At 67.8% G+C, this 17902-nt stretch carries 14 protein-coding genes; 4 read left to right on the top strand and 10 right to left on the bottom strand.

Translation table 11 applies throughout. From position 1 onward, the window contains the following. Positions 1–77 precede the first annotated feature (77 nt). Together AC07N1_RS08870 and typA are read left to right on the top strand one after the other, a co-directional pair. A complete protein-coding gene (locus AC07N1_RS08870) occupies positions 78–1010 on the top strand; it encodes an N-formylglutamate amidohydrolase (RefSeq protein WP_494671462.1) in 933 nt (310 codons plus the stop codon). Positions 1011–1558: 548 nt separating this feature from the next. Next, positions 1559–3394 (top strand): translational GTPase TypA, encoded by a 1836-nt coding sequence (gene typA / locus AC07N1_RS08875; protein WP_110119268.1) that lies wholly within the window; start codon positions 1559–1561, stop codon positions 3392–3394. Between the two features lie 165 nt (positions 3395–3559). On the opposite strand, the gene AC07N1_RS08880 is transcribed toward typA, so the two are convergent. From AC07N1_RS08880 to AC07N1_RS08890, 3 genes are all read right to left on the bottom strand, one after another. Then, complete coding sequence (locus AC07N1_RS08880) at positions 3560–6505, bottom strand: TonB-dependent receptor plug domain-containing protein (protein ID WP_494671463.1); 2946 nt, start codon at positions 6503–6505, stop codon at positions 3560–3562. 402 nt (positions 6506–6907) lie between these two features. Then, on the bottom strand, positions 6908–8218 hold the full coding sequence (locus AC07N1_RS08885) for a PQQ-dependent sugar dehydrogenase (RefSeq protein ID WP_494671464.1): 1311 nt from the start codon (positions 8216–8218) through the stop codon (positions 6908–6910). A gap of 17 nt (positions 8219–8235) precedes the next feature. Then, positions 8236–8487: a GlsB/YeaQ/YmgE family stress response membrane protein gene (locus AC07N1_RS08890; RefSeq protein ID WP_494671465.1), complete on the bottom strand. Its 252-nt coding sequence runs from the start codon at positions 8485–8487 to the stop codon at positions 8236–8238. A gap of 248 nt (positions 8488–8735) precedes the next feature. Between AC07N1_RS08890 and AC07N1_RS08895 the strand changes: the two genes are divergently transcribed. Beyond that, complete coding sequence (locus tag AC07N1_RS08895) at positions 8736–9884, top strand: aminotransferase (RefSeq protein ID WP_494671466.1); 1149 nt, start codon at positions 8736–8738, stop codon at positions 9882–9884. Between the two features lie 46 nt (positions 9885–9930). Here the strand turns inward: AC07N1_RS08895 and AC07N1_RS08900 are convergent, their stop codons facing one another. The 7 genes from AC07N1_RS08900 to AC07N1_RS08930 all read right to left on the bottom strand — a co-directional run bounded on the left by AC07N1_RS08900 (position 9931) and on the right by AC07N1_RS08930 (position 16716). Continuing rightward, entirely contained in the window at positions 9931–10074 is a 144-nt protein-coding gene (locus AC07N1_RS08900) for a hypothetical protein (protein WP_494671549.1), read from the bottom strand. After that, on the bottom strand, positions 10067–10855 hold the full coding sequence (locus AC07N1_RS08905) for a polysaccharide deacetylase family protein (RefSeq protein WP_494671467.1): 789 nt from the start codon (positions 10853–10855) through the stop codon (positions 10067–10069). The genes AC07N1_RS08900 and AC07N1_RS08905 overlap by 8 nt, the downstream gene beginning before the upstream one ends. 75 nt (positions 10856–10930) lie before the next feature. After that, complete coding sequence (locus AC07N1_RS08910; protein WP_494671468.1) at positions 10931–12547, bottom strand: phosphatidylinositol-specific phospholipase C domain-containing protein; 1617 nt, start codon at positions 12545–12547, stop codon at positions 10931–10933. Positions 12548–12634: 87 nt separating this feature from the next. After that, on the bottom strand, positions 12635–13600 hold the full coding sequence (locus AC07N1_RS08915; RefSeq protein WP_494671469.1) for a helix-turn-helix domain-containing protein: 966 nt from the start codon (positions 13598–13600) through the stop codon (positions 12635–12637). Between the two features lie 4 nt (positions 13601–13604). Continuing rightward, positions 13605–14693, bottom strand: coding sequence for an acetamidase/formamidase family protein (locus tag AC07N1_RS08920; RefSeq protein WP_494671470.1), 1089 nt, complete (start codon positions 14691–14693; stop codon positions 13605–13607). A gap of 12 nt (positions 14694–14705) precedes the next feature. After that, complete coding sequence (ygiD, locus tag AC07N1_RS08925; RefSeq protein ID WP_494671471.1) at positions 14706–15512, bottom strand: 4,5-DOPA-extradiol-dioxygenase; 807 nt, start codon at positions 15510–15512, stop codon at positions 14706–14708. Between the two features lies 1 nt (position 15513). Next, a complete protein-coding gene (locus AC07N1_RS08930) occupies positions 15514–16716 on the bottom strand; it encodes an aromatic ring-hydroxylating oxygenase subunit alpha (protein WP_494671472.1) in 1203 nt (400 codons plus the stop codon). A gap of 275 nt (positions 16717–16991) precedes the next feature. Here AC07N1_RS08930 and AC07N1_RS08935 point away from each other — a divergent pair, with 275 nt between their 5' ends. Beyond that, positions 16992–17867, top strand: a complete 876-nt coding sequence (locus AC07N1_RS08935) for a TauD/TfdA dioxygenase family protein (protein ID WP_494671473.1) — start codon at positions 16992–16994, stop codon at positions 17865–17867. The last annotated feature ends 35 nt before the right edge of the window (positions 17868–17902 follow it).

The raw sequence follows: 17902 nt of genomic DNA on the forward strand, positions 1-17902 counted from the left end.
CGACGCGGACCGTCCACAGATACGACAGGGCGCGAGGGCATTTGACCGCAAGCCCGGGGTTCTCGACTATGTGACGCATGAACGCATGGGACCCGATCACCCCGAAAACCGCCTCTCCCCAGGCCGGCGACACCGCCGCCCCGGGGCGCGAGCCGGCGTTCGAGGCCGCGCGGGCCGCGCCGGAGGGCCTGCCCGCCCCGACCCCCGTGGTGTTCGCCTCGCCCCACTCGGGCGCGCTCTATCCGCCGGAGATGATGGCCGCCGCCCGCCTGCCCGAGAGCGTGCTGCGCGGCTCGGAGGACGCCTTCGTCGACCGGCTGATCGCCAAGGCCCCGACGCAGGGGATTTCGACCATCCGGGCGCGGCTGGCGCGCTCGTACATCGATCTCAACCGCGACCCGTGGGAGATGGACCCGGCGATGTTCGACGGCGACCTGCCGGAGTTCGCGCGCGGCCGCACCGCCCGGGTCGCCGCCGGCCTGGGGGCCATCGCCCGGGTGGCGGACGGCCGGCCGATCTACGCCCGCAAGCTGACCTTCGACGAGGCCAAGGCCCGGGTCGAGCGCGCCCACCGCCCCTATCACGACACCCTGGGCCGCCTGCTGGCCCAGGCGCGCACCGCCCACGGCCTGGCGGTGCTGATCGACTGGCATTCGATGCCGGCGGCGGCGGCGCGCGGCTCGCGGGCCCGGGGCGGCGGCCCGTGCGACATCGTGCTGGGCGACCGCTTCGGCGCGGCCTGCGCGCCCGAGCTGACCAGGCTGGTCGAGCAGGCGCTGGAGGAGATGGGCTATCGGGTGGCGCGCAACGCCCCCTACGCCGGCGGCTACACCACCGAGCACTACGGCCGCCCCGCCCGGCGCACCCACGCCCTGCAGGTCGAGATCAATCGCTCGCTCTACATGAACGAGACGACGCGCGAGCCGACCGAAGGGCTGGCGGCGCTGACGGCGCATGTCGAGAAACTGACAGCCCTGCTGGCCCAGACCGACTGGACGGGGCTGAAATAGCGCCCCTCGCCGTTCAGCCGCGGACCCGATCGAGGCCCAAATAGCGGCAATTTGCCTGCAAACCGCCGCAAAGCCCTGCAAACTCGTGCTTTGTCGGCTTCAGGCCAAAAAAAAAGCCCGGCGGTAAGGCCGGGCTAGTTCATTAGGGAGGAAACGCCCAGGAAGGGCAGAAGCGGCAGCGCCGCCTCACACCTTCCTTATAGGGTGCGCTGCGAAATCGAGCAAGCGGAAAGTTGGACAACGTTGTCGAATTTTCTGCGACATCCGGTAGCAACCCTTTGCACAGCAAGGATCGGAGAACGTCGATCTTCAAGCTTGACTATAAATTAGGCATTGCTGCGCTGCACAATTAGTTGCCCAAGAAACGACAACCGCCAGAAACCACCCCAAACCCGGTAGGAATAAGGGTTTGCGGCCTGACACCGGTAACCGCGACATAAGGCGCCGTTTGGGCGGGGTGGATAAACGCAGCGCAGTCGCGTAAAAGCCGCGCGCCTGACGCGCGCAGCGTCTCATCCGATTTTTCTCCGAAAGCCCGCCGTCCTCCCATGTCCATGCGAAATATCGCCATCATCGCGCACGTCGATCATGGCAAGACCACCCTCGTCGACCAGCTGCTGGCCCAGTCTGGCGTGTTCCGCGCCAACGAGGCGACGACCGAACGCGCCATGGACTCCAATGACCAGGAGCGCGAACGCGGCATCACCATCCTGGCCAAGTGCACCAGTGTCCTGTGGAACGGTGAAGCGGGCGAAACCCGCATCAACATCATCGACACCCCCGGACACGCCGACTTCGGCGGCGAGGTCGAACGGATCCTCGGCATGGTGGACGGCTGCGTCCTGCTGATCGACGCCGAAGAAGGCGTCATGCCGCAGACCAAGTTCGTGCTGACCAAGGCGCTGAAGATGGGCCTGAAGCCGATCCTCTGCATCAACAAGGTCGACCGCGCCCACGCCGATCCGGACCGCGTGCACAACGCCGCCTTCGACCTGTTCGCCGCCATCGGCGCCACGGACGAGCAACTGGACTTCCCGCACATCTACGCCTCGGGCCGCGCCGGCTGGGCCACGCTGGACATGAACGTGCCCAGCGACAACCTCGGCCCGTTGTTCGACCTGATCGTCCGCCACGTGCCGGAACCCAAGCAGATCGCCAAGAAGGACGAGCCGTTCCAGATCCTGAACGTGCTGATCGAAAGCGATCCGTTCCTGGGCCGCCTGCTGACCGGCCGCATCGAGAGCGGCAAGGCCGTCCCCGGCATGGCCATCCACGCCCTCGACCGCAACGGCAAGGAAATCGAGCGCGGCCGCATCACCAAGGTGCTGGCCTTCCGCGGCCTGAAGCGCCAGCCCGTCGATGAAGGCGCGGAAGCGGGCGACATCGTCGCCATCGCCGGCATGTCCAAGGCCACCGTCGCCGACACCCTGTGCGCGATGGAAGTCACCGACGCCCTGCCGGCCCAGCCGATCGACCCGCCGACCATCTCGATGACCGTCTCGGTCAACGACAGCCCGCTGGCCGGCCGCGAAGGCGACAAGGTCCAGTCGCGCGTCATCCGCGACCGCCTGCTGAAGGAAGCCGAGAGCAACGTCGCCATCAAGGTGACCGAGACCAGCGAAGGCGACGCTTATGAAGTGTCGGGTCGCGGCGAACTGCAGCTGGGCGTCCTGATCGAGAACATGCGTCGCGAAGGCTTCGAGGTTTCGATCTCGCGTCCGCGCGTCGTGTTCCAGACCGATCCGGAAACCGGCAAGCGCCTGGAGCCGATGGAAGACGTCATGATCGACGTCGACGACGAGTTCTCAGGCATCGTCATCGAGAAGCTGTCGCTGCGTAAGGCCGAACTGCGCGACATGGGTCCGTCGGGCGCGGGCAAGACCCGCATCCAGCTGACCGCCCCCTCGCGCTCGCTGATCGGCTATCAGGGCGAGTTCCTGACCGATACGCGCGGCTCGGGCGTGCTGAACCGCGTGTTCAGCCACTACGAGGGCTACAAGGGCGCCATCGACCAGCAGCGCAAGGGCGTGCTGATCTCCAACTCGGATGGTGAAACCGCGGCCTACGCGCTGTGGAACCTGGAAGAGCGCGGCACCATGTTCGTCGGCGCCGGCGAGAAGACCTATCTCGGCATGATCATCGGCGAGAACGCTCGTCAGGATGACATGGACGTCAACCCGATGAAGGCCAAGCAGCTGACCAACGTCCGCGCCTCGGGCAAGGACGAGTCGATCCGCCTGACCCCGCCGCGCAAGATGACCCTCGAGCAGGCCATCGCCTACATCGAGGAAGACGAGCTGGTGGAAGTGACGCCGAAGAACATCCGTCTGCGCAAGCAGATCCTGAACCCGTCGTTCCGCAAGAAGCGCGTCAAGGAAGACTAGTCTTCAAGCCCCCTGGCGGGGATTGCAGGACATGAAGGGGCCGCCGACCGCAGGGTCGGCGGCCTTTTTCTTTGCCTCCAGGGCGGTGGAGAAGCGGCCAGAAAAAAGGGCGGCGGACCGAAGTCCGCCGCCCCTCCTGCGAAACCGGAAGGATCCGGCCCGCCGTTACCAGGAACGCTCGACCGAGACGAAGCCCTTGCGGCCCTTCAGATCGTAGCCCCACACCTCGGAATTGCCGACGCGGTAGCTGCTCGAGATCGAGGGCGGCGCCTCGTCGAACACGTTCTGCACACCGAAGGTCAGGGTGGTCTTGTCGTCGATCGTCTTGCGGAACGAGACGTCGTGATAGGCCATGAACTCGGTGTGGTACTTGCGGCCGACGTACTTGTAGTAGACGCCGCCGGACACGTAGTCGTAGTTCGTCGAGGACGCGTACTTGCTGGAGGCGACGGTGTCGCCGGCCAGTTCGGCGTCGGAGCCCTTGCCGGTGATCGAGGTGGTCCAGTTGATAGTCCAGTCCTCGTGGCGGAAGCTCAGGTTCATCCGGCCCGAGAAGTCCGGACCATCGTAGATGTAGGTCGAGCCGTTGTAGTCGTCCTCGTCGCTGTCGCCGAACAGCTTGGTGGTGTCCTGCAGCTGCCAGGTGAACTCGCTGTGGAACGACAGGTCGCCGGCCGGGAAGTGGTGGCGGTAGTCGACGTTGAGGTCGAGCGCCCGGTTCTTCTGTTCGGCCACGTTGACGTAGTTGTTGTGGACGATCAGGCGGTTCGTCGAGGCGTCGCGCGAGACCAGCGAGCAGAAGGCGCTCGTGAGGTTCACCGACTCGTAGCAGCGCTCGGCGATGTTGGCCGCGCCGAACTGGGTGATCTCGTTGTCGATGTCGATCTCGGAATAGTCGACGGCCACCTGCAGGTTGATGAACTGCGGCGTCCAGACGATCCCGGCGATCTTCGATTCCGAGGTTTCGGCCTTCAGGTTGCCCGAGCCGCCGCCGGTGTAGACGAGGCTGGTGTAGGTGGTCTGCGAGCTGGACACGCCCTGGGCCGCGCAGTTGGCCTGGATCGTGGCGCTGACGCCGCTGCTGCCCCACAGGATGCAGGGATCGGCGGTGGTGTAGCCGCTCTGGTTGGCCAGGTAGAGCTCGTACAGCGACGGGGCGCGGAACGAGGTGCCGTCCGACAGGCGCAGGCGCCACGCGGGCGTGATCCGCCAGTTCAGGCCGATCTTGTAGACGTCGTTGTCGCCGTAGCTGTCGACCTCGGTGTGACGGCCCGACACGGTCAGGTCGAGGCTGTGCACGAACGGCAGGTCACGCAGCAGCGGGGCCTCGATCTCGATGAAGGCCTCGGTCGTCGCGTCGTGGCCGGCGGTGTGGCCCGCCTGGGTCAGGTTGAGGTTGTTGTTCTTCAGCGAGGCGACGCCGGGGGTGTCGTCGAAGTCGTCCTTGCGGAACGACACGCCGACCGCGGCGCTGACCGTGCCGGCCGGCAGGGTGAAGAGGTCGCCCGTGGCCGAGGCCTCGCCCATCCACTGCTCGTAGACGGTGTGGCCGACGTCGACGCCGAACAGGAAGGCCTTTTCGGCGGCCGTGAAGTTGCCCGACAGGACGCGCTGGCTCAGCCACGGAATGCCGTTGGGCAGGGTCGAGCAGTCGCCGCCCGAGATCGTCACCATCGACTGGACGCAGTAGTTCGTCGAACCGGCGGCCATGGTGGCGGCCACGGCGTCGGTGTTGATCGTGCTGACCGAATAGGTCCCGTCCGACTTGCCGTACTGGGCGTAGACGTCCCAGCTCCACGACTTCAGGAAGTCGAGCCTGGTGTCGCTCAGGCTGCGCAGGTCGCCCCGGACGCCGCCCAGGCCGTGGTAGTAGTCGACCTTCTGGATCGAGTCATAGGCCACCGAGATGACCGGCTGGACCGTGCCGGCGGCCGCGCCCAGGGTGTTGTTCGGGTTGGTCGAGGCCAGAGTGGCGTAGAGCTGGCGCGCGCCGTCCTGCTCGGAGTTGCGGCGGTTGTAGAGCACCTCGCCATAGGCCTCGACCGCGTCGGAGATGTCGTAGCCGCCCTTGACGTAGAGGCTGTAGCGCTCGACCGGGCTGATAACGGTGGCGCGCTGCCAGGCCGCCGAGTCGTAGTTGGCGTAGCGGTAGCTCTCGGCGTAGTTGGCGCGGGCGACGCGGGCCAGGCCGGCGAAGGTGCTGTTGTTGCCCGCGTAGCTGTAGTCGAGGCCGTCCTGCTTGTACTGCAGGTAGCCGACGCTCGTGGAGATCACGTTGTTCAGCTGGTTGTAGCACTTGAGGCCGCCGGTCACCGGATCGGTGTAGTCGAGGCGCGCGCCGGTCTGCAGGTTGTAGTAGTTTTCGCTGGCGCAGCTGGTGTATTCGCGGTCGCCGCGACGCAGGGCGTTCTGCTTGTAGTAGCTGCCGGTGACGTTGACGTAGCCGCGGCTGAAGGTCTTACCCCACAGCGCTTCGGCCGTGTACTGGTTGCCGCCGCCGCCGCTGGAGAACGGGGCGTTGCCGTACAGCTTGATCTTGCCGCCGTCGAAATCCTTCTTGGTGATGTAGTTCACCACGCCGGCCACGGCGTCCGAGCCGTAGATCGACGAGGCGCCGTCCTTGAGGATCTCGACGCGCTCGACGACCGCGTTGGGGATGGTGTTCAGGTCGGTCGGGCCGACCTGGCCGCGCACGCCCGACGGCGCGATGCGGTGGCCGTCCAGCAGCACCAGGGTGCGGTTGGCGCCCAGGCCGCGCAGCGAGATCGAGTTCACGCCCGGACCGCCGGTGATGTTGTAGCCGGTCAGCTCGTTGCCGACCTGGAACGAGCCGCTGGCGATCGACGAGCCCTGGATGATGGCCGTCGTGTCGATCAGGCCTTCCAGCGACGCCTGGTCGGACGTGATCACCTGGATCGGCGAGGCGCTGTTGTAGGCGTTCTGCTTCAGGCGCGACCCGGTGACGACGACGGCCTCGACGGCGTCATCGCTCTCGGCCGGCTTCTGCGCGGTGGAAGCGGTGTTGGTTTGAGCTTGCGCCCAGGCGCCGACGGGCGCGAGGCCGAGGCCCGCGATCACCGACGAGGCCAGCAGCAACTTACGGTCCAGCATTAAATATGCCCCCATGGAGAGATTTGCATGGAAACTTCGCCCCTCGCGAAGCCTCCGCCATGGCAGGTGCTTTAAGATGTCGAGGACATTCGGGAAGCGACAACGCACCCCAAGTCCGCGCAATTTCCCCAAAATCCCCGCCAAAGCCGCCCTTCACGGCAATAGTTAGCCACGAAGGAACAGGGAGCAGACATTAGTCCGTCACAGTTCGGCCGTTATCTCCGAGGGGAAAAATATGCCTCTTCATAGATGTGTTTATCGTGCCGATAACATCGACATCTGGAATCTATGGAAGCTTATGGAGCATCGGCGATTGCCGACGCGCGGCGATGCTCGCCATGGTCGCAAAGGCGCTCACGGAGGGCGCTCGGCTTTTGGGCGCCGGCCCCTCCGCGGGAATCGTCAGCGCGGCGTCACGCGCCAGATGACGTTGCCGACGTCGTCGGCGACCAGCAGCGCGCCCTTGGCGTCGAAGGCCACGCCGACCGGCCGGCCCAGGGCCTCTTCCTCGTCGTTGAGGAAGCCGGTCAGCACGTCGCGCGGCGGACCGGACGGCTTGCCGCCGGCGAAGGGCACGAAGATCACCTTGTAGCCGCTGTGCGGCTTGCGGTTCCACGAGCCGTGCTGGCCGATGAAGGCCCCGCCCTTGAACGGCGCCGGCAGGGCCGAGGCCGCGTCGAAGGCCAGGCCCAGCGAGGCGGTGTGCGGGCCCAGCGCGTAGTCGGGAACGATGGCCCGGGCCACCAGGTCCGGCCGCTGCGGCGCGACCCGCTTGTCGACGTGGGCGCCGTAGTAGCTGTAGGGCCAGCCGTAGAAGCCGCCGTCCTTCACCGAGGTCAGGTAGTCGGGCACCAGGTCGCTGCCGATCTCGTCGCGCTCGTTGACCACGGTCCACAGGGCGCCCGTCGAGGCCTCCCAGCCCATGCCGTTGGGATTGCGCAGCCCGCCGGCGAACAGCCGCTTGGCGCCGGTGGCCAGATCGATCTCCCAGATCGCCGCTCGCCCCTCCTCGGCCGCCATGCCGTTCTCGGCGACGTTGCTGTTGGAGCCGACGGTGGCGTAGAGCCGCTTGCCGTCCGGGCTGGCGATCAGGCTCTTGGTCCAGTGGTGGTTGCGCGGCCCGGCCGGCAGGTCGGTGACCCGCACGCCCTTGGCCGTGATCGTGGTCTCGCCGCCCTTGTAGGGAAAGCGCAGCACCGCGTCGGTATCAGCCACGTAGAAGGCGTCGCCGACCAGCGCCATGCCGAACGGCGAGTTCAGCCCCGACAGGAAGGTCGCGCGCAGGTCGGCCACGCCGTCGCCGTCGGTGTCGCGCAGCAGGGTGATGCGGTTGGCGCTCTTGGTCGCCGCCCCCGCCCGCTTCATGACGACAGCCTGGATCTTGGCCTTCAGGCCCTTGTTGTCCTCCGGCTTGGGCGGGGCGTTGGTCTCGGCCACCAGCACGTCGCCGTTGGGCAGCACCTGGATCCAGCGCGGATGGTCCAGCCCGTCGGCGAAGGCCCTGACCGCCAGGCCTTGCGCCGCCTTAGGCGCGCCGCCCTCCGGCCAGCCCTTGGCCGGCGCGATGTTCAGCGTCGGCAGCAGGGTCTTCTTCGGGGCCGGCAGCTGGGGATTGGGTCCCGTACCGGCGGCGACGTCGAGCCTGGCCCGCTCGCCGCAGGCGGCGAGGTTCAGGGCCGCCAGCGCCGCCGCGGCGATCAGGACCGGCTTCATCCTCAGGCGGCCCATCCTCAGGCGCGTCGGCGGAAGAGACCCAGCAGGGCCAGCAGCACCACCGCGCCGATCGTCGAGATCACCAGGCTGCCCAGCCATCCGGTCGCTCCCAGGCCCACCATGCTGGCCAGGAAGGCCCCGACCAGCGACCCCACCAGGCCGACCACCAGATTGGTCAGCAACCCATGGTCGCGCTTCATGATCTTCTCGGCAAGCCAGCCGGCGAACACGCCGATGATGATCGCACCGATGAAACCCACGCCGTTCATGCCCTGGTTCTCCTGTTCGCCCTCGGGGTGTCAGGAAAATGCGTAGGGTGCGGCAGAGGTTGCTTACCCCCTCAGTCGCTCCGCGACAGCTCCCCCAGAGGGGGAGCATCTCGAAGAACCCGCGCCAACCAGATCCTCCCCCTCTGGGGGAGGTGGCCCGGAGGGCCGGAGGGGGCCGGCGCGGCGGAAGGTCTTGGCGCCTCGACCTCGCCAAGCCATGGTCCGCGCCCACACCGCCAGAGCCTCCCATGGTCCACCCCGTCTTCGCCGACCTGCCCGTCACCGTCTTCGAGGAGATGAGCGGCCTCGCCCGCGAGCTGGGGGCGATCAATCTCGGCCAGGGCTTTCCGGACGACCAGGGGCCGATCGCCCTGCGGCGCAAGGCCGGCGAGGCGCTGATCGAGGGCTCCAACCAGTATCCGCCGATGCGCGGCCTGCCCCAGCTGCGCCAGGCGGTCGCCGGCCACTACGGGCGCTCCCAGGGCCTGGACCTCGATCCCGACCGCGAGATCATCGTCACCTCGGGCGCCACCGAGGCCCTGGCGGCGGCCTTCCTGTCCCTGATCTCGCCCGGCGACGAGGTGGTGCTGTTCCAACCGCTCTACGACGCCTACCTGCCGATGGTGCGCCGCGCTGGCGGCATCCCCCGCCTCGTTCGCCTGACCCCGCCGCACTGGCGGTTCGACCGGGCGATGCTGGAAGCCGTCTTCAGCGACAAGACCAGGCTCGTCGTGCTCAACAGCCCGCTGAACCCGGCCGGCGTCGTCACCCCCGACGAGGACCTGGCCCTGCTGGCCGAGTTCTGCGTCCGCTTCGACGCTGCGGCCGTCTGCGACGAGGTCTGGGAGGCCGTGGTCTTCGACGGCCGCGCCCACAGACCGCTGATGACCTTCCCCGGCATGCGCGAGCGGACGGTGAAGATCGGCTCGGCCGGCAAGATGTTCGGCATGACCGGCTGGAAGGTCGGCTTCCTGTGCGCGGCCCCGCCGCTGGCCAAGGCCCTGGCCGGCGCCCACCAGTTCCTGACCTTCACCACCCCGCCCAATCTGCAGGCCGCCGTCGCCTTCGGCCTGGAAGAGCCCGGCGACTGGTTCGAGACCATGCCCGCCGGCCTTCAGCGCTCGCGCGACCGCCTGGCGGCGGGGCTGCGGGACGTCGGCTTTTCCGTGCTCGACAGCGGCGGGACCTATTTCCTCAATGTCGACCTGACCGCCTCGGGGATCGACGAGCCCGACCGCGCCTTCGCCCTGCGGGCCGTCCGCGAGCACGGCGTGGCGGCGATCCCGGTCTCGGCCTTCTACGCGCAGGATCCGGTGACCAACGTCCTGCGCCTGTGCTTCGCCAAGGGGGACGACGTGCTGGACGCGGCTGTGGAGCGGCTGGCGCGGGCGAAGTAGTCCCTCTCCCGCCCCCTACTTCGTCATCCCGGAAAGCGCGCAGCGCTTATCCGGGACCCAGGGGGACCGGGCGCTGAATCGCCGCCGCCGCAAGCACCAGCCACCTCCTTGCGGCGGCCCCTGGGTCCCGGCTCTTCGCTGCGCTACGGCCGGGATGACGAGCTTTTGAGCGGCGCGGGCCCTCAAGGATGCGCCGCCGCCCAGTCCATCACCTCCTGCAACGGCGCGACCCACACCTGGTCGGGATGCGCCTTCAGCCAGGCCAGCAGCTCCTGGTGCGCCGGGTTCGACACCTGCAGGTAGTCGCCGCCCACGCCGTGGAACAGGAACACCGCAACCCCGCCGCCCGCCGCGGCGCTCTTGGCGAAGTCGATCAGCTGCGCGCCCGTCACGGTCTCCGGAAAGCCGCGCGAGGGGACGTGCATCGGGTCGATCCGGCGACCGGCCAGGTCGTCCGGCGTGGTCACCACGCCGCGCGCGTAGGTCGCCAGGCCCGAGGCCCGCAGCGCCTCCAGATAGTCGACGCCGCCGGCCTTGCTGGCCCCGCAGGGGGTGGCGAAGCCGTGGCGGGCCTTGCCGTCGATGGCGGTCAGCAGCACGTTCTGCTGCTCGATCTCCTTGAGCAGGCTGGCCGGCGTATAGGCCTCGGCGACATAGCGCGGATCGGCCGGGAAGTTGGCCGCCGGGCAGGCGTGAAAGATCGTGTGGTTGGCCAGTTCGTGGCCTTCGGCGGCGGCGGCCCGCCAGCGCGGAATGTCGGCCGCCTTGACGCCCGACAGGAAGAAGCTGCCGCGAAAGCCCGCCGCGTCCAGGGCCGGCACGGCGTTGTCGAGCTGCGAGACCAGGGCGTCGTCATAGGTCAGGGCGACGGCGGCCCTGGCCCCGTTCGGCCATTGCGTCGCGCAGGCGGCGGACACCCCGCCGACCAGGCCCACGCCCAGGCTCATGACGATCGCCAGCAACGCCTTCATCGGACACGTCCTCCCCCGTTTAGAGAGGGAGGACGCTAGGGTCCGCCGAGGCGGGGCGCAAGCGCCCCGCCGGACTCACCGGAACAGGTTGGCCTCGATCACGGCCATGGTCATGTCCAGGTGGTCGCCAGCGAAGTCCAGGTTCACGAAGTTGAGCTTGGCGGTCATGACCGGATCCTCGGCGACCAGCCGCGCCAGGGGCGGCTGGATGCGTTCGGCCTTGGTCTTGATGGACTCCCCGCCCGGACTGGCCGGGACGTTGCAGTGCATCATCCACAGCGGCCCGCCGGTCGGCGGCTCGACCGCGTCGATCGCCAGCCGCAGATCGTAGGCCGTGGTGCTGTAGCCGTTGATCCAGACGCCCGCGAGATCGAAGTCGACGTCGAAACCCGCGGCCTTGGCGGCCTTGAACGCGCCCTCCCACGGCTTCTCGCCCGGCGTCAGGGCCGAGCCTTCCGGCGTCGAGATCCAGATGTTGTGGTCCTTCCGCCGGCCCTTCATCGGCCCGTCCGCCTTGACGGCGGCGGTCGGCGGCTTGCCCCATGAGAACAGTACGACGTTATTCTTCATCCCCAGAAGGCCGTTCTGGTTCGCGTGCTGGATGAAGCGGTAATAGACGTGGTCATGGCCGTCGCCGTCCTTCTCGACGACGATCCGCGGATAGACCCGGGGACCCAGGGCGTTGAGCACGAGGTCCCAGGCGTCGATGGCCGGGGTGTACGGCTGAAGCGCCTGCATGCAGAGGGCAAGAGACGGCTGCGGCTGCGTGAGCAGCGAGATGACGAGGATCTCCTCGGGATTCTCGTCGAGGAAGCGGTTGATATCGGCCAGCACCGAGGTCAGTTCGGCCGAGGTGTTGTCCAGGCCGTGGAAGCCTCGCCAGACGCCGTCGCATCCCGCGCGGAACCGCAGGTCCAGATACCGCGATCCGGCTCGCAGCTGGCCGTAGATGTCCCGCGACTGGGTCTGGCTGCGCTGGTCGCCGCCGGCGATCGGAATGTCCCAGGAGGCCGCGTCGTGGCTGCCGGGGATGACCAGGTCGGCCAGGGCCCGGCCGCCGATGACGCCCCGCAGGTCGCCCATCCAGCTGAAGGTGTCGATCTTCGTCCAGTTGTCGTGCTTGGACTTCAGCCCCGGCGCGTAGGAGGCCTTGGAGCCTTGGAACTGCTCGATCGGCACGAACTCGAACAGGAACGGCTCGGTCGTGAACTCCAGATAGACCTCCTGGCTGCTGAACAGCTGGTCGGGGCCGTTCGGCGCGTTCTGGAAGCTGATCCAGACGACGTCTTCGTTGATCTCGTAGTTCGTCGACAGCTTGAAGGGCTGGCCGTCGCGGGTCTGCGAGAGCGTACCGCTGAAGGCGCCGGGAACCGGGCTTTGCAGGTTCACGCCGGAAACGGGATCCAGGGTCAGCGTGTAGGCCTTGCTGACCCAGTGCCAGTAGGCGTCGACCCCGCCGTCGTTCTCGCCGCCCAGGCCCCAGTCGCCGTCGGGATGCGGCACGGCCAGGACGCCCTGGTTCGAACCGCTCGGGCGCCACTGCACATAGAGGACGTTGTCCAGCTTCAAGGGGTTGCTGTAGACGCCCGCCGGAATGCAGACCGCGTAGTTATCGTTGGTCCCCAGCCAGCCGAAGACCTTGTCTCCCGCCAGATTCCAAAGCCGCACGAAATATTTCTGATCCTTAGCCATCCAGGCCCCCTTCTGATCGCCGAAGGCCTGGATAGACGCAATAGTTGATTATCCCAAATTACAACTTCAAGACGGCGTTGCTAAACTTCACGCCGCCACCCGTTCCTCGTCGCGCACGCTTCGCCTGAAGTCGCGCGGCGAGCAGCCGTACTGGTCGCGGAAGGCGCGGCTGAAGTGGGCGCTGCCGTTGAATCCCCAACGAAAGCAGATCTCCGAGATCGACAGCCGGGCGAACTGGGGGCTGGCCAGGTCGTTGCGACAGCGCTCCAGCCGACGGGTGCGCAGATAGTGGCTGAAGGTCTCCTCGACGCCCTCGAACAGCTTCTGCACGTAGCGCGGCGAGACCCCCTCCTCGTCGGCCACCCGGCGGATGGTCAGGTTCGGGTCGGGCAGCAGCGTCTCGATGGTCTGGCGCAGGCGCTGCAGGTGGGCGCTGCGGGCGTCGGTCGGCCAGGCCGCCCCGCGCTCTTCGCCGGCTTCCAGCAGGCACAGGCCCAGGAACTCGGCCAGGGCCAGCTCGACCGGGCGCAGCTGGTCGACGGTCAGGTCCTCCAGCGAGTCGGCGGTGGCGCGCAGCAGGCCCGACAGGATGTGCTTGACCCCGCCCTCGCCGCGCAGCCGCCCCACCCGCAGGGCGCGCGGCGCGACCAGGCGATGGTTCAAGGCCACGCGCGGGGCGCGGACGAACATCAGCCGGCAGCGGGTGGCCAGCCGCAGGGCCGCCGCCTGGCCGGTCGGGCCAAAGGCGATGTCGCCGATCGACAGGTCCTCGCCCAGGTCGTCGCTGACCACCGCCGCCTGGCCGTCGAGCAGCACCGCCATCCACACCGCCGCCGGCTGGTTGGTGAGACGGCCCGAGATGGTCTGGGCCCCGGCGTTGACCAAGGCGAACTCGATGCCCAGTGGACTGGTCAGGCAGACCACCGAGGTCGAGGCCGGCTCCAGCTCCGACAGGCTCTCGACCGGCAGGCCCAGGCGCGACATGGCCTCGCGCCAGGCGTCGGCCCGCTCGGCGCGGGGGTAGCTGTCGGTGCTGAACGACCAGGCGCGCAAGGCCTCAGGTTCTCTTCGAAGACTTGGTTTGGGGGAAGATGTCGCGCGGGATGCGGACGTGGCAGCCCTGCTTGCCGTCGACCACCTGGGTGACGCCGAAGTCGGACGCCACGCTCATCAGCGAATAGGCGTCGTTCTTGGTCAGGCCGACATGGTCGGACAGCAGGCTCAGCATGTTGAGGGAGGCTTGGCGCATGGCCACGTTGAGATCCTCGTCGAACCCGTGGACGATCCACCACTTGGGGGTCTCCAGCAAAGGCCCCGGGGTCTCGAAATCCTTGCGAAGGACGATCTGCATCAGGACGTTGAGCGAACTTTCGATCGCGGTGCCTGAAAGTTCGCCATCGCCCTGGCTGACGTGGGGATCTCCGATGGAGAACAGCCCGCCCTCCACCTGGACGGGATAGTACATCGTCGCCCCGGCCCCGATCCGCCAGTTGTCGATATTGCCGCCGTGCAGGCCGGGCGGGATGGTGCTGACGCGGCCGTCGACGGCCGGCGCGACGCCGGCGGTGCCCAGATGCGGACGGGCCGGGATACGCACGCCCGGCAGGGCGCTCTGGCGGTCGCATTCGGGGCAGTTGGTGATCGTGCCGGGCGTCAGGTACTTGCCCGGAAAGTCGTAGGCATAGAGGGCGCTGGCGGTGTTGTAGTCGGCGTCGAGCTCATAGATCGTCACCCGCTCCTTCTCGCCGAACTCCTTGTAGAGATAGCCCCAGTTGGCCGCGAGGTTGGAGCCGTAGTTGTTGCGCGGGACCATGCGCAGGTAGCGCACCTCCAGCACGTCGCCGGGCTTGGCGTCCTCGATCCAGATCGGGCCGGTCATGATGTGGACGCCGGGATTGCGGTCGTCCTCCGGCACCTCGGTGAAGATGCGGGTGATCGCTTCGTCCATCATCAGGTCGGGGGCGTCGCCGGCGTGGTGAGTGATCGCCTCGGCCTGGATCAGGTCGCCGCTCTTGATGCGCAGGGCCGGCTTGATCGACGGATCGAAATAGCCCCAGTGGATGGTCTCGGGCGTGGCCTTGAGGTGGTGCAAGGCGCCGGGCGCGACGTCGGGACGGACCTGGCCGGGTTCGCAGATGAAGGGCATCGGGATCTCCGTTTAGGCCGCGGCCAGCGTCACGCTGGTCATGCTCAGCGAGCCATGCTCGATGTGGTCGGGGGAAAAGCGGGCGACATCGCCGGGCAGCCGCGCGCCCAGCACGTAGAGCAGCGGCCAGTAGTGGTCGGGGGTCGGCACGGCGCGACGAGCGTCCTCGCCGAGCTTTTCGAACTCGACGGCGGTCAGCGGCTGGTCGTCGGCGATGGCCGTCTTGATTGCTTCATTAAAGCGCTGCGACCAGTCGTAGGGCGCGCAGTGCCGGTCGCCCCAGTCCATGGCCGGCAGGTTGTGGACGATGTTGCCGGTGCCGACGATCAGAACGCCCTCGTCACGCAGCGAGGCCAGGCGCTTGCCCATCTCGTAGTGCCACTGCGGCGGCCTGGTCCCGTCCATCGACAGCTGGATCACTGGCACGTCGGCCTCGGGCCAGGCCTTGCACAGCACCGACCAGGTCCCGTGGTCCAGACCCCACTGGCGCTCGTCCAGCACCACCGGAATCTCGGGGGCCAGCAGGTCGCGCACGCGCGCCGCCAAGTCAGGCGAGCCCGGCGCCGGGTACTGCACCTCGAACAGGGCGCGCGGGAACGAGGCGCCGAAGTCGTGGATGGTGCGCGGCTGGCTCATGGCCGTGACGCCGACACCCTTGGTGATCCAGTGGGCCGAGACGCAGAGGATGGCCTTGGGCTTGCCGTGCCTGGTCTCGATCTCGGCGGCCATGGCGGCCCAGGTCTTGGTGGTGTCGTTGGTCTCCAGCGCGATCATCGGGCTGCCGTGACCGAAGAAGACGACGGGAAGGCGCGAGGTCATCTCAGGCGGCCTCCACCGGAGCGGCGGGCGTCTCGCCGCCCTTCAGCCGCGCCCACTGGGCCTGGTAGCGCGGGGCGAGCCAGCGGTTGAACTGCACCTGCGCGCCCTCCTGCCAGCTGTAGCGGCCACGAATGGCGAAGCGCGAGCGCAGGCCCTTCTGGACCAGTTCGTCGACATGCATGTCCTGGGCGATGATCTGGCCGGCGGAGGTCATGATCATCTCCAGCCGCTCCTTGAAGCCGTAGCTGTCGCGGGCGCCGGGGGCGACCAGGATGCCGGTGTCCTGGGCCATGGTCTCCGGGCCGGTCGGCCGCAGGATCAGGTAGATGACCATGTCGCTGGTCATCACGAGCGACAGGGTCGGCGGGATGTTGGCGAAGGTCGCCCGGCCCCGGTCCTCGTCCGACAGCTTGGGGAAGATCGGCAGCACCGCCTTCTGGGTCGGGTTGAAGCTGGCGTCCGGGTGCAGGGTGCCGTTGTAGCGCAGGAAGCCGGCGTCGCCGGGCTCGGCTTCCGGGAAACTGGCCAGCTCGCTGGGAATGAAGTCGTGCAGCACGCCGCGATGCAGCTTGCTGGCGTGGTAGCCGTCGTTGTTGTTCTCGAACATCACCTTCCAGTTCCAGGCGAACTGGCCGGTCATCGGTTCGAGCGCTTCGGCGGTCTCGAGGTCGAAATTGGCGATGGCGGCCTCGACCGCGGTCAGGCGCGGGGCCAGCGGCTCGGCCTCGGCGTCGAAATTGACGAAGATGAAGCCCAGCCAGATCTCGACCTTGAAGGTCGGCAGGCTGACCTTCTTCTTGTCGAAGCCGCAGGTGCGGTCCATGGCCGGGGCGTTCACCAGGTCGCCGTTCAGCGAATAGACCCAGTGGTGATAGGGGCAGACGAAGCCGCGGGCGTTGCCCTTGCCCTCGGCCACCAGCATGGCGCGGTGCTGGCAGACCGACGACATCGCCTTGATCTCGCCGGCCCGGTTGCGGGTGACCAGGATCGGCTCGCCGACGATCTCGGTGGTGAAGAAGTCGCCGGGCTCCTGCACCTGGTCCACCCGGCCCACGCACAGCCACTCGCGGTCGAACAGGGCGGCCTTCTCGAACTCGTAGAACGCCGCGTCGGTATAGCAGGCCGGCGGCAGGGTCTCGGCCGCGCCCACCTCTTGGGTGGAGCTGGACAGCCCGTCGAAGAAGGCGTCGCTGAACAGGGTCACGGCCGGGGCGCTCGCTGAAGAGAAGAAGACGACCCAAGGCTGGCGCCCCTCCCCGCCCCGGTCTTGCTCCAGCGCGCACGAAAACTTGGTCAGCCGCAGGGGCGCGCCGCGCGGTCGCCCGCCGAACGGGCGGTGCTGTCGCCGGGGCGTACAGGAGGCGGGCTTTTGACCATACGCGCACGAGACGGGGGAAAGAGAGAGGGCGCTCTGAGGCAAGACCGTGGTTTTTCAGCCGCCTAGGCTTGCCGCCATACAGTCACCCGAAGGTCGATCCCATGCTCGCCGAAGCACCGCCCGCCCTGGCCACCAAGCCCCTCAAGAAGGGCGCGCAAGACGACTTCGGCGCGGAGATCCTGAACATCGACCTGCCGACCGCCTCGGACGCCGAGCTGGACGGCGTGGTCGCCGCCTTCCACGCCCACGGGGCGGTGCTGGTGCGCGACCAGGCGATGACGCCGGACGACCTGATGGCCTTCATCGGCCGGTTCGGCGATCCGGAAGACCACACCCAGACCCGCTTCACCCTGCCCGGCTATCCGAAGATCTTCATCCTCTCCAACCGCGTCGTCGACGGCCAGCCGATCGGGGCCCACAACGACGGCGTCGGCTGGCACACCGACTACAGCTACAAGCCAGAACCCGTGATGCTGACCATGCTCTATTGCGTGGAGGCGCCGGAGGAAGGCTCCGACACCCTGCTGGCCGACGGCTGCGCGGCCTGGAACGCCCTCTCGGCCGAGAAGCAGGCCGAACTTCTGCCGCTGCGGCTGCACCACAGCTACAAGCACTTCATGGCCACCCGCACCTTCGGCGAGCAGATGATCCTGTCGCCCGAGATGGAGGCGGCCAATCCCGACGTCGAGCACCCGCTGATCCGCACCCACCCCTCGGACGGCCGCAAGGCCCTGTGGCCCTCGACCGGCACGGTGACCGAAGTGATCGGCAAGCCCGGCCCCGAAGGCCTCGCTTTGCTCGACGAGCTGGTGGAGTTCATGACGCAGGAGCGCTTCGTCCACGCCCACAAGTGGCGGCCCGGCGACATCCTGATGTGGGACAACCGCTGCACCCTGCACACCGGCACGCTGTACGACGACCAGAAGTACTTCCGGACGATGCACCGCCTGTGGGTGAAGGGCGATAAGCCGTTCTAAGTTCAAGTAAGACCGTCATCCCGGAAAGCCCGAAG

The sequence above is a fragment of the Caulobacter sp. GW821-FHT09B11 genome (assembly GCF_059418205.1).

Excerpts from the sequence above, each read along its gene's own strand:
- ygiD (WP_494671471.1), bottom strand. The coding sequence starts at position 15,512 with ATGACCTCGCGCCTTCCCGTCGTCTTCTTCGGTCACGGCAGCCCGATG.
- AC07N1_RS08905 (WP_494671467.1), bottom strand. The coding sequence starts at position 10,855 with ATGAAGGCGTTGCTGGCGATCGTCATGAGCCTGGGCGTGGGCCTGGTC.
- typA (WP_110119268.1), top strand. The coding sequence starts at position 1,559 with ATGTCCATGCGAAATATCGCCATCATCGCGCACGTCGATCATGGCAAG.
- AC07N1_RS08885 (WP_494671464.1), bottom strand. The coding sequence starts at position 8,218 with ATGAAGCCGGTCCTGATCGCCGCGGCGGCGCTGGCGGCCCTGAACCTC.
- AC07N1_RS08870 (WP_494671462.1), top strand. The coding sequence starts at position 78 with ATGAACGCATGGGACCCGATCACCCCGAAAACCGCCTCTCCCCAGGCC.
- AC07N1_RS08935 (WP_494671473.1), top strand. The coding sequence starts at position 16,992 with ATGCTCGCCGAAGCACCGCCCGCCCTGGCCACCAAGCCCCTCAAGAAG.
- AC07N1_RS08895 (WP_494671466.1), top strand. The coding sequence starts at position 8,736 with ATGGTCCACCCCGTCTTCGCCGACCTGCCCGTCACCGTCTTCGAGGAG.
- AC07N1_RS08890 (WP_494671465.1), bottom strand. The coding sequence starts at position 8,487 with ATGAACGGCGTGGGTTTCATCGGTGCGATCATCATCGGCGTGTTCGCC.
- AC07N1_RS08880 (WP_494671463.1), bottom strand. The coding sequence starts at position 6,505 with ATGCTGGACCGTAAGTTGCTGCTGGCCTCGTCGGTGATCGCGGGCCTC.
- AC07N1_RS08910 (WP_494671468.1), bottom strand. The coding sequence starts at position 12,547 with ATGGCTAAGGATCAGAAATATTTCGTGCGGCTTTGGAATCTGGCGGGA.
- AC07N1_RS08920 (WP_494671470.1), bottom strand. The coding sequence starts at position 14,693 with ATGCCCTTCATCTGCGAACCCGGCCAGGTCCGTCCCGACGTCGCGCCC.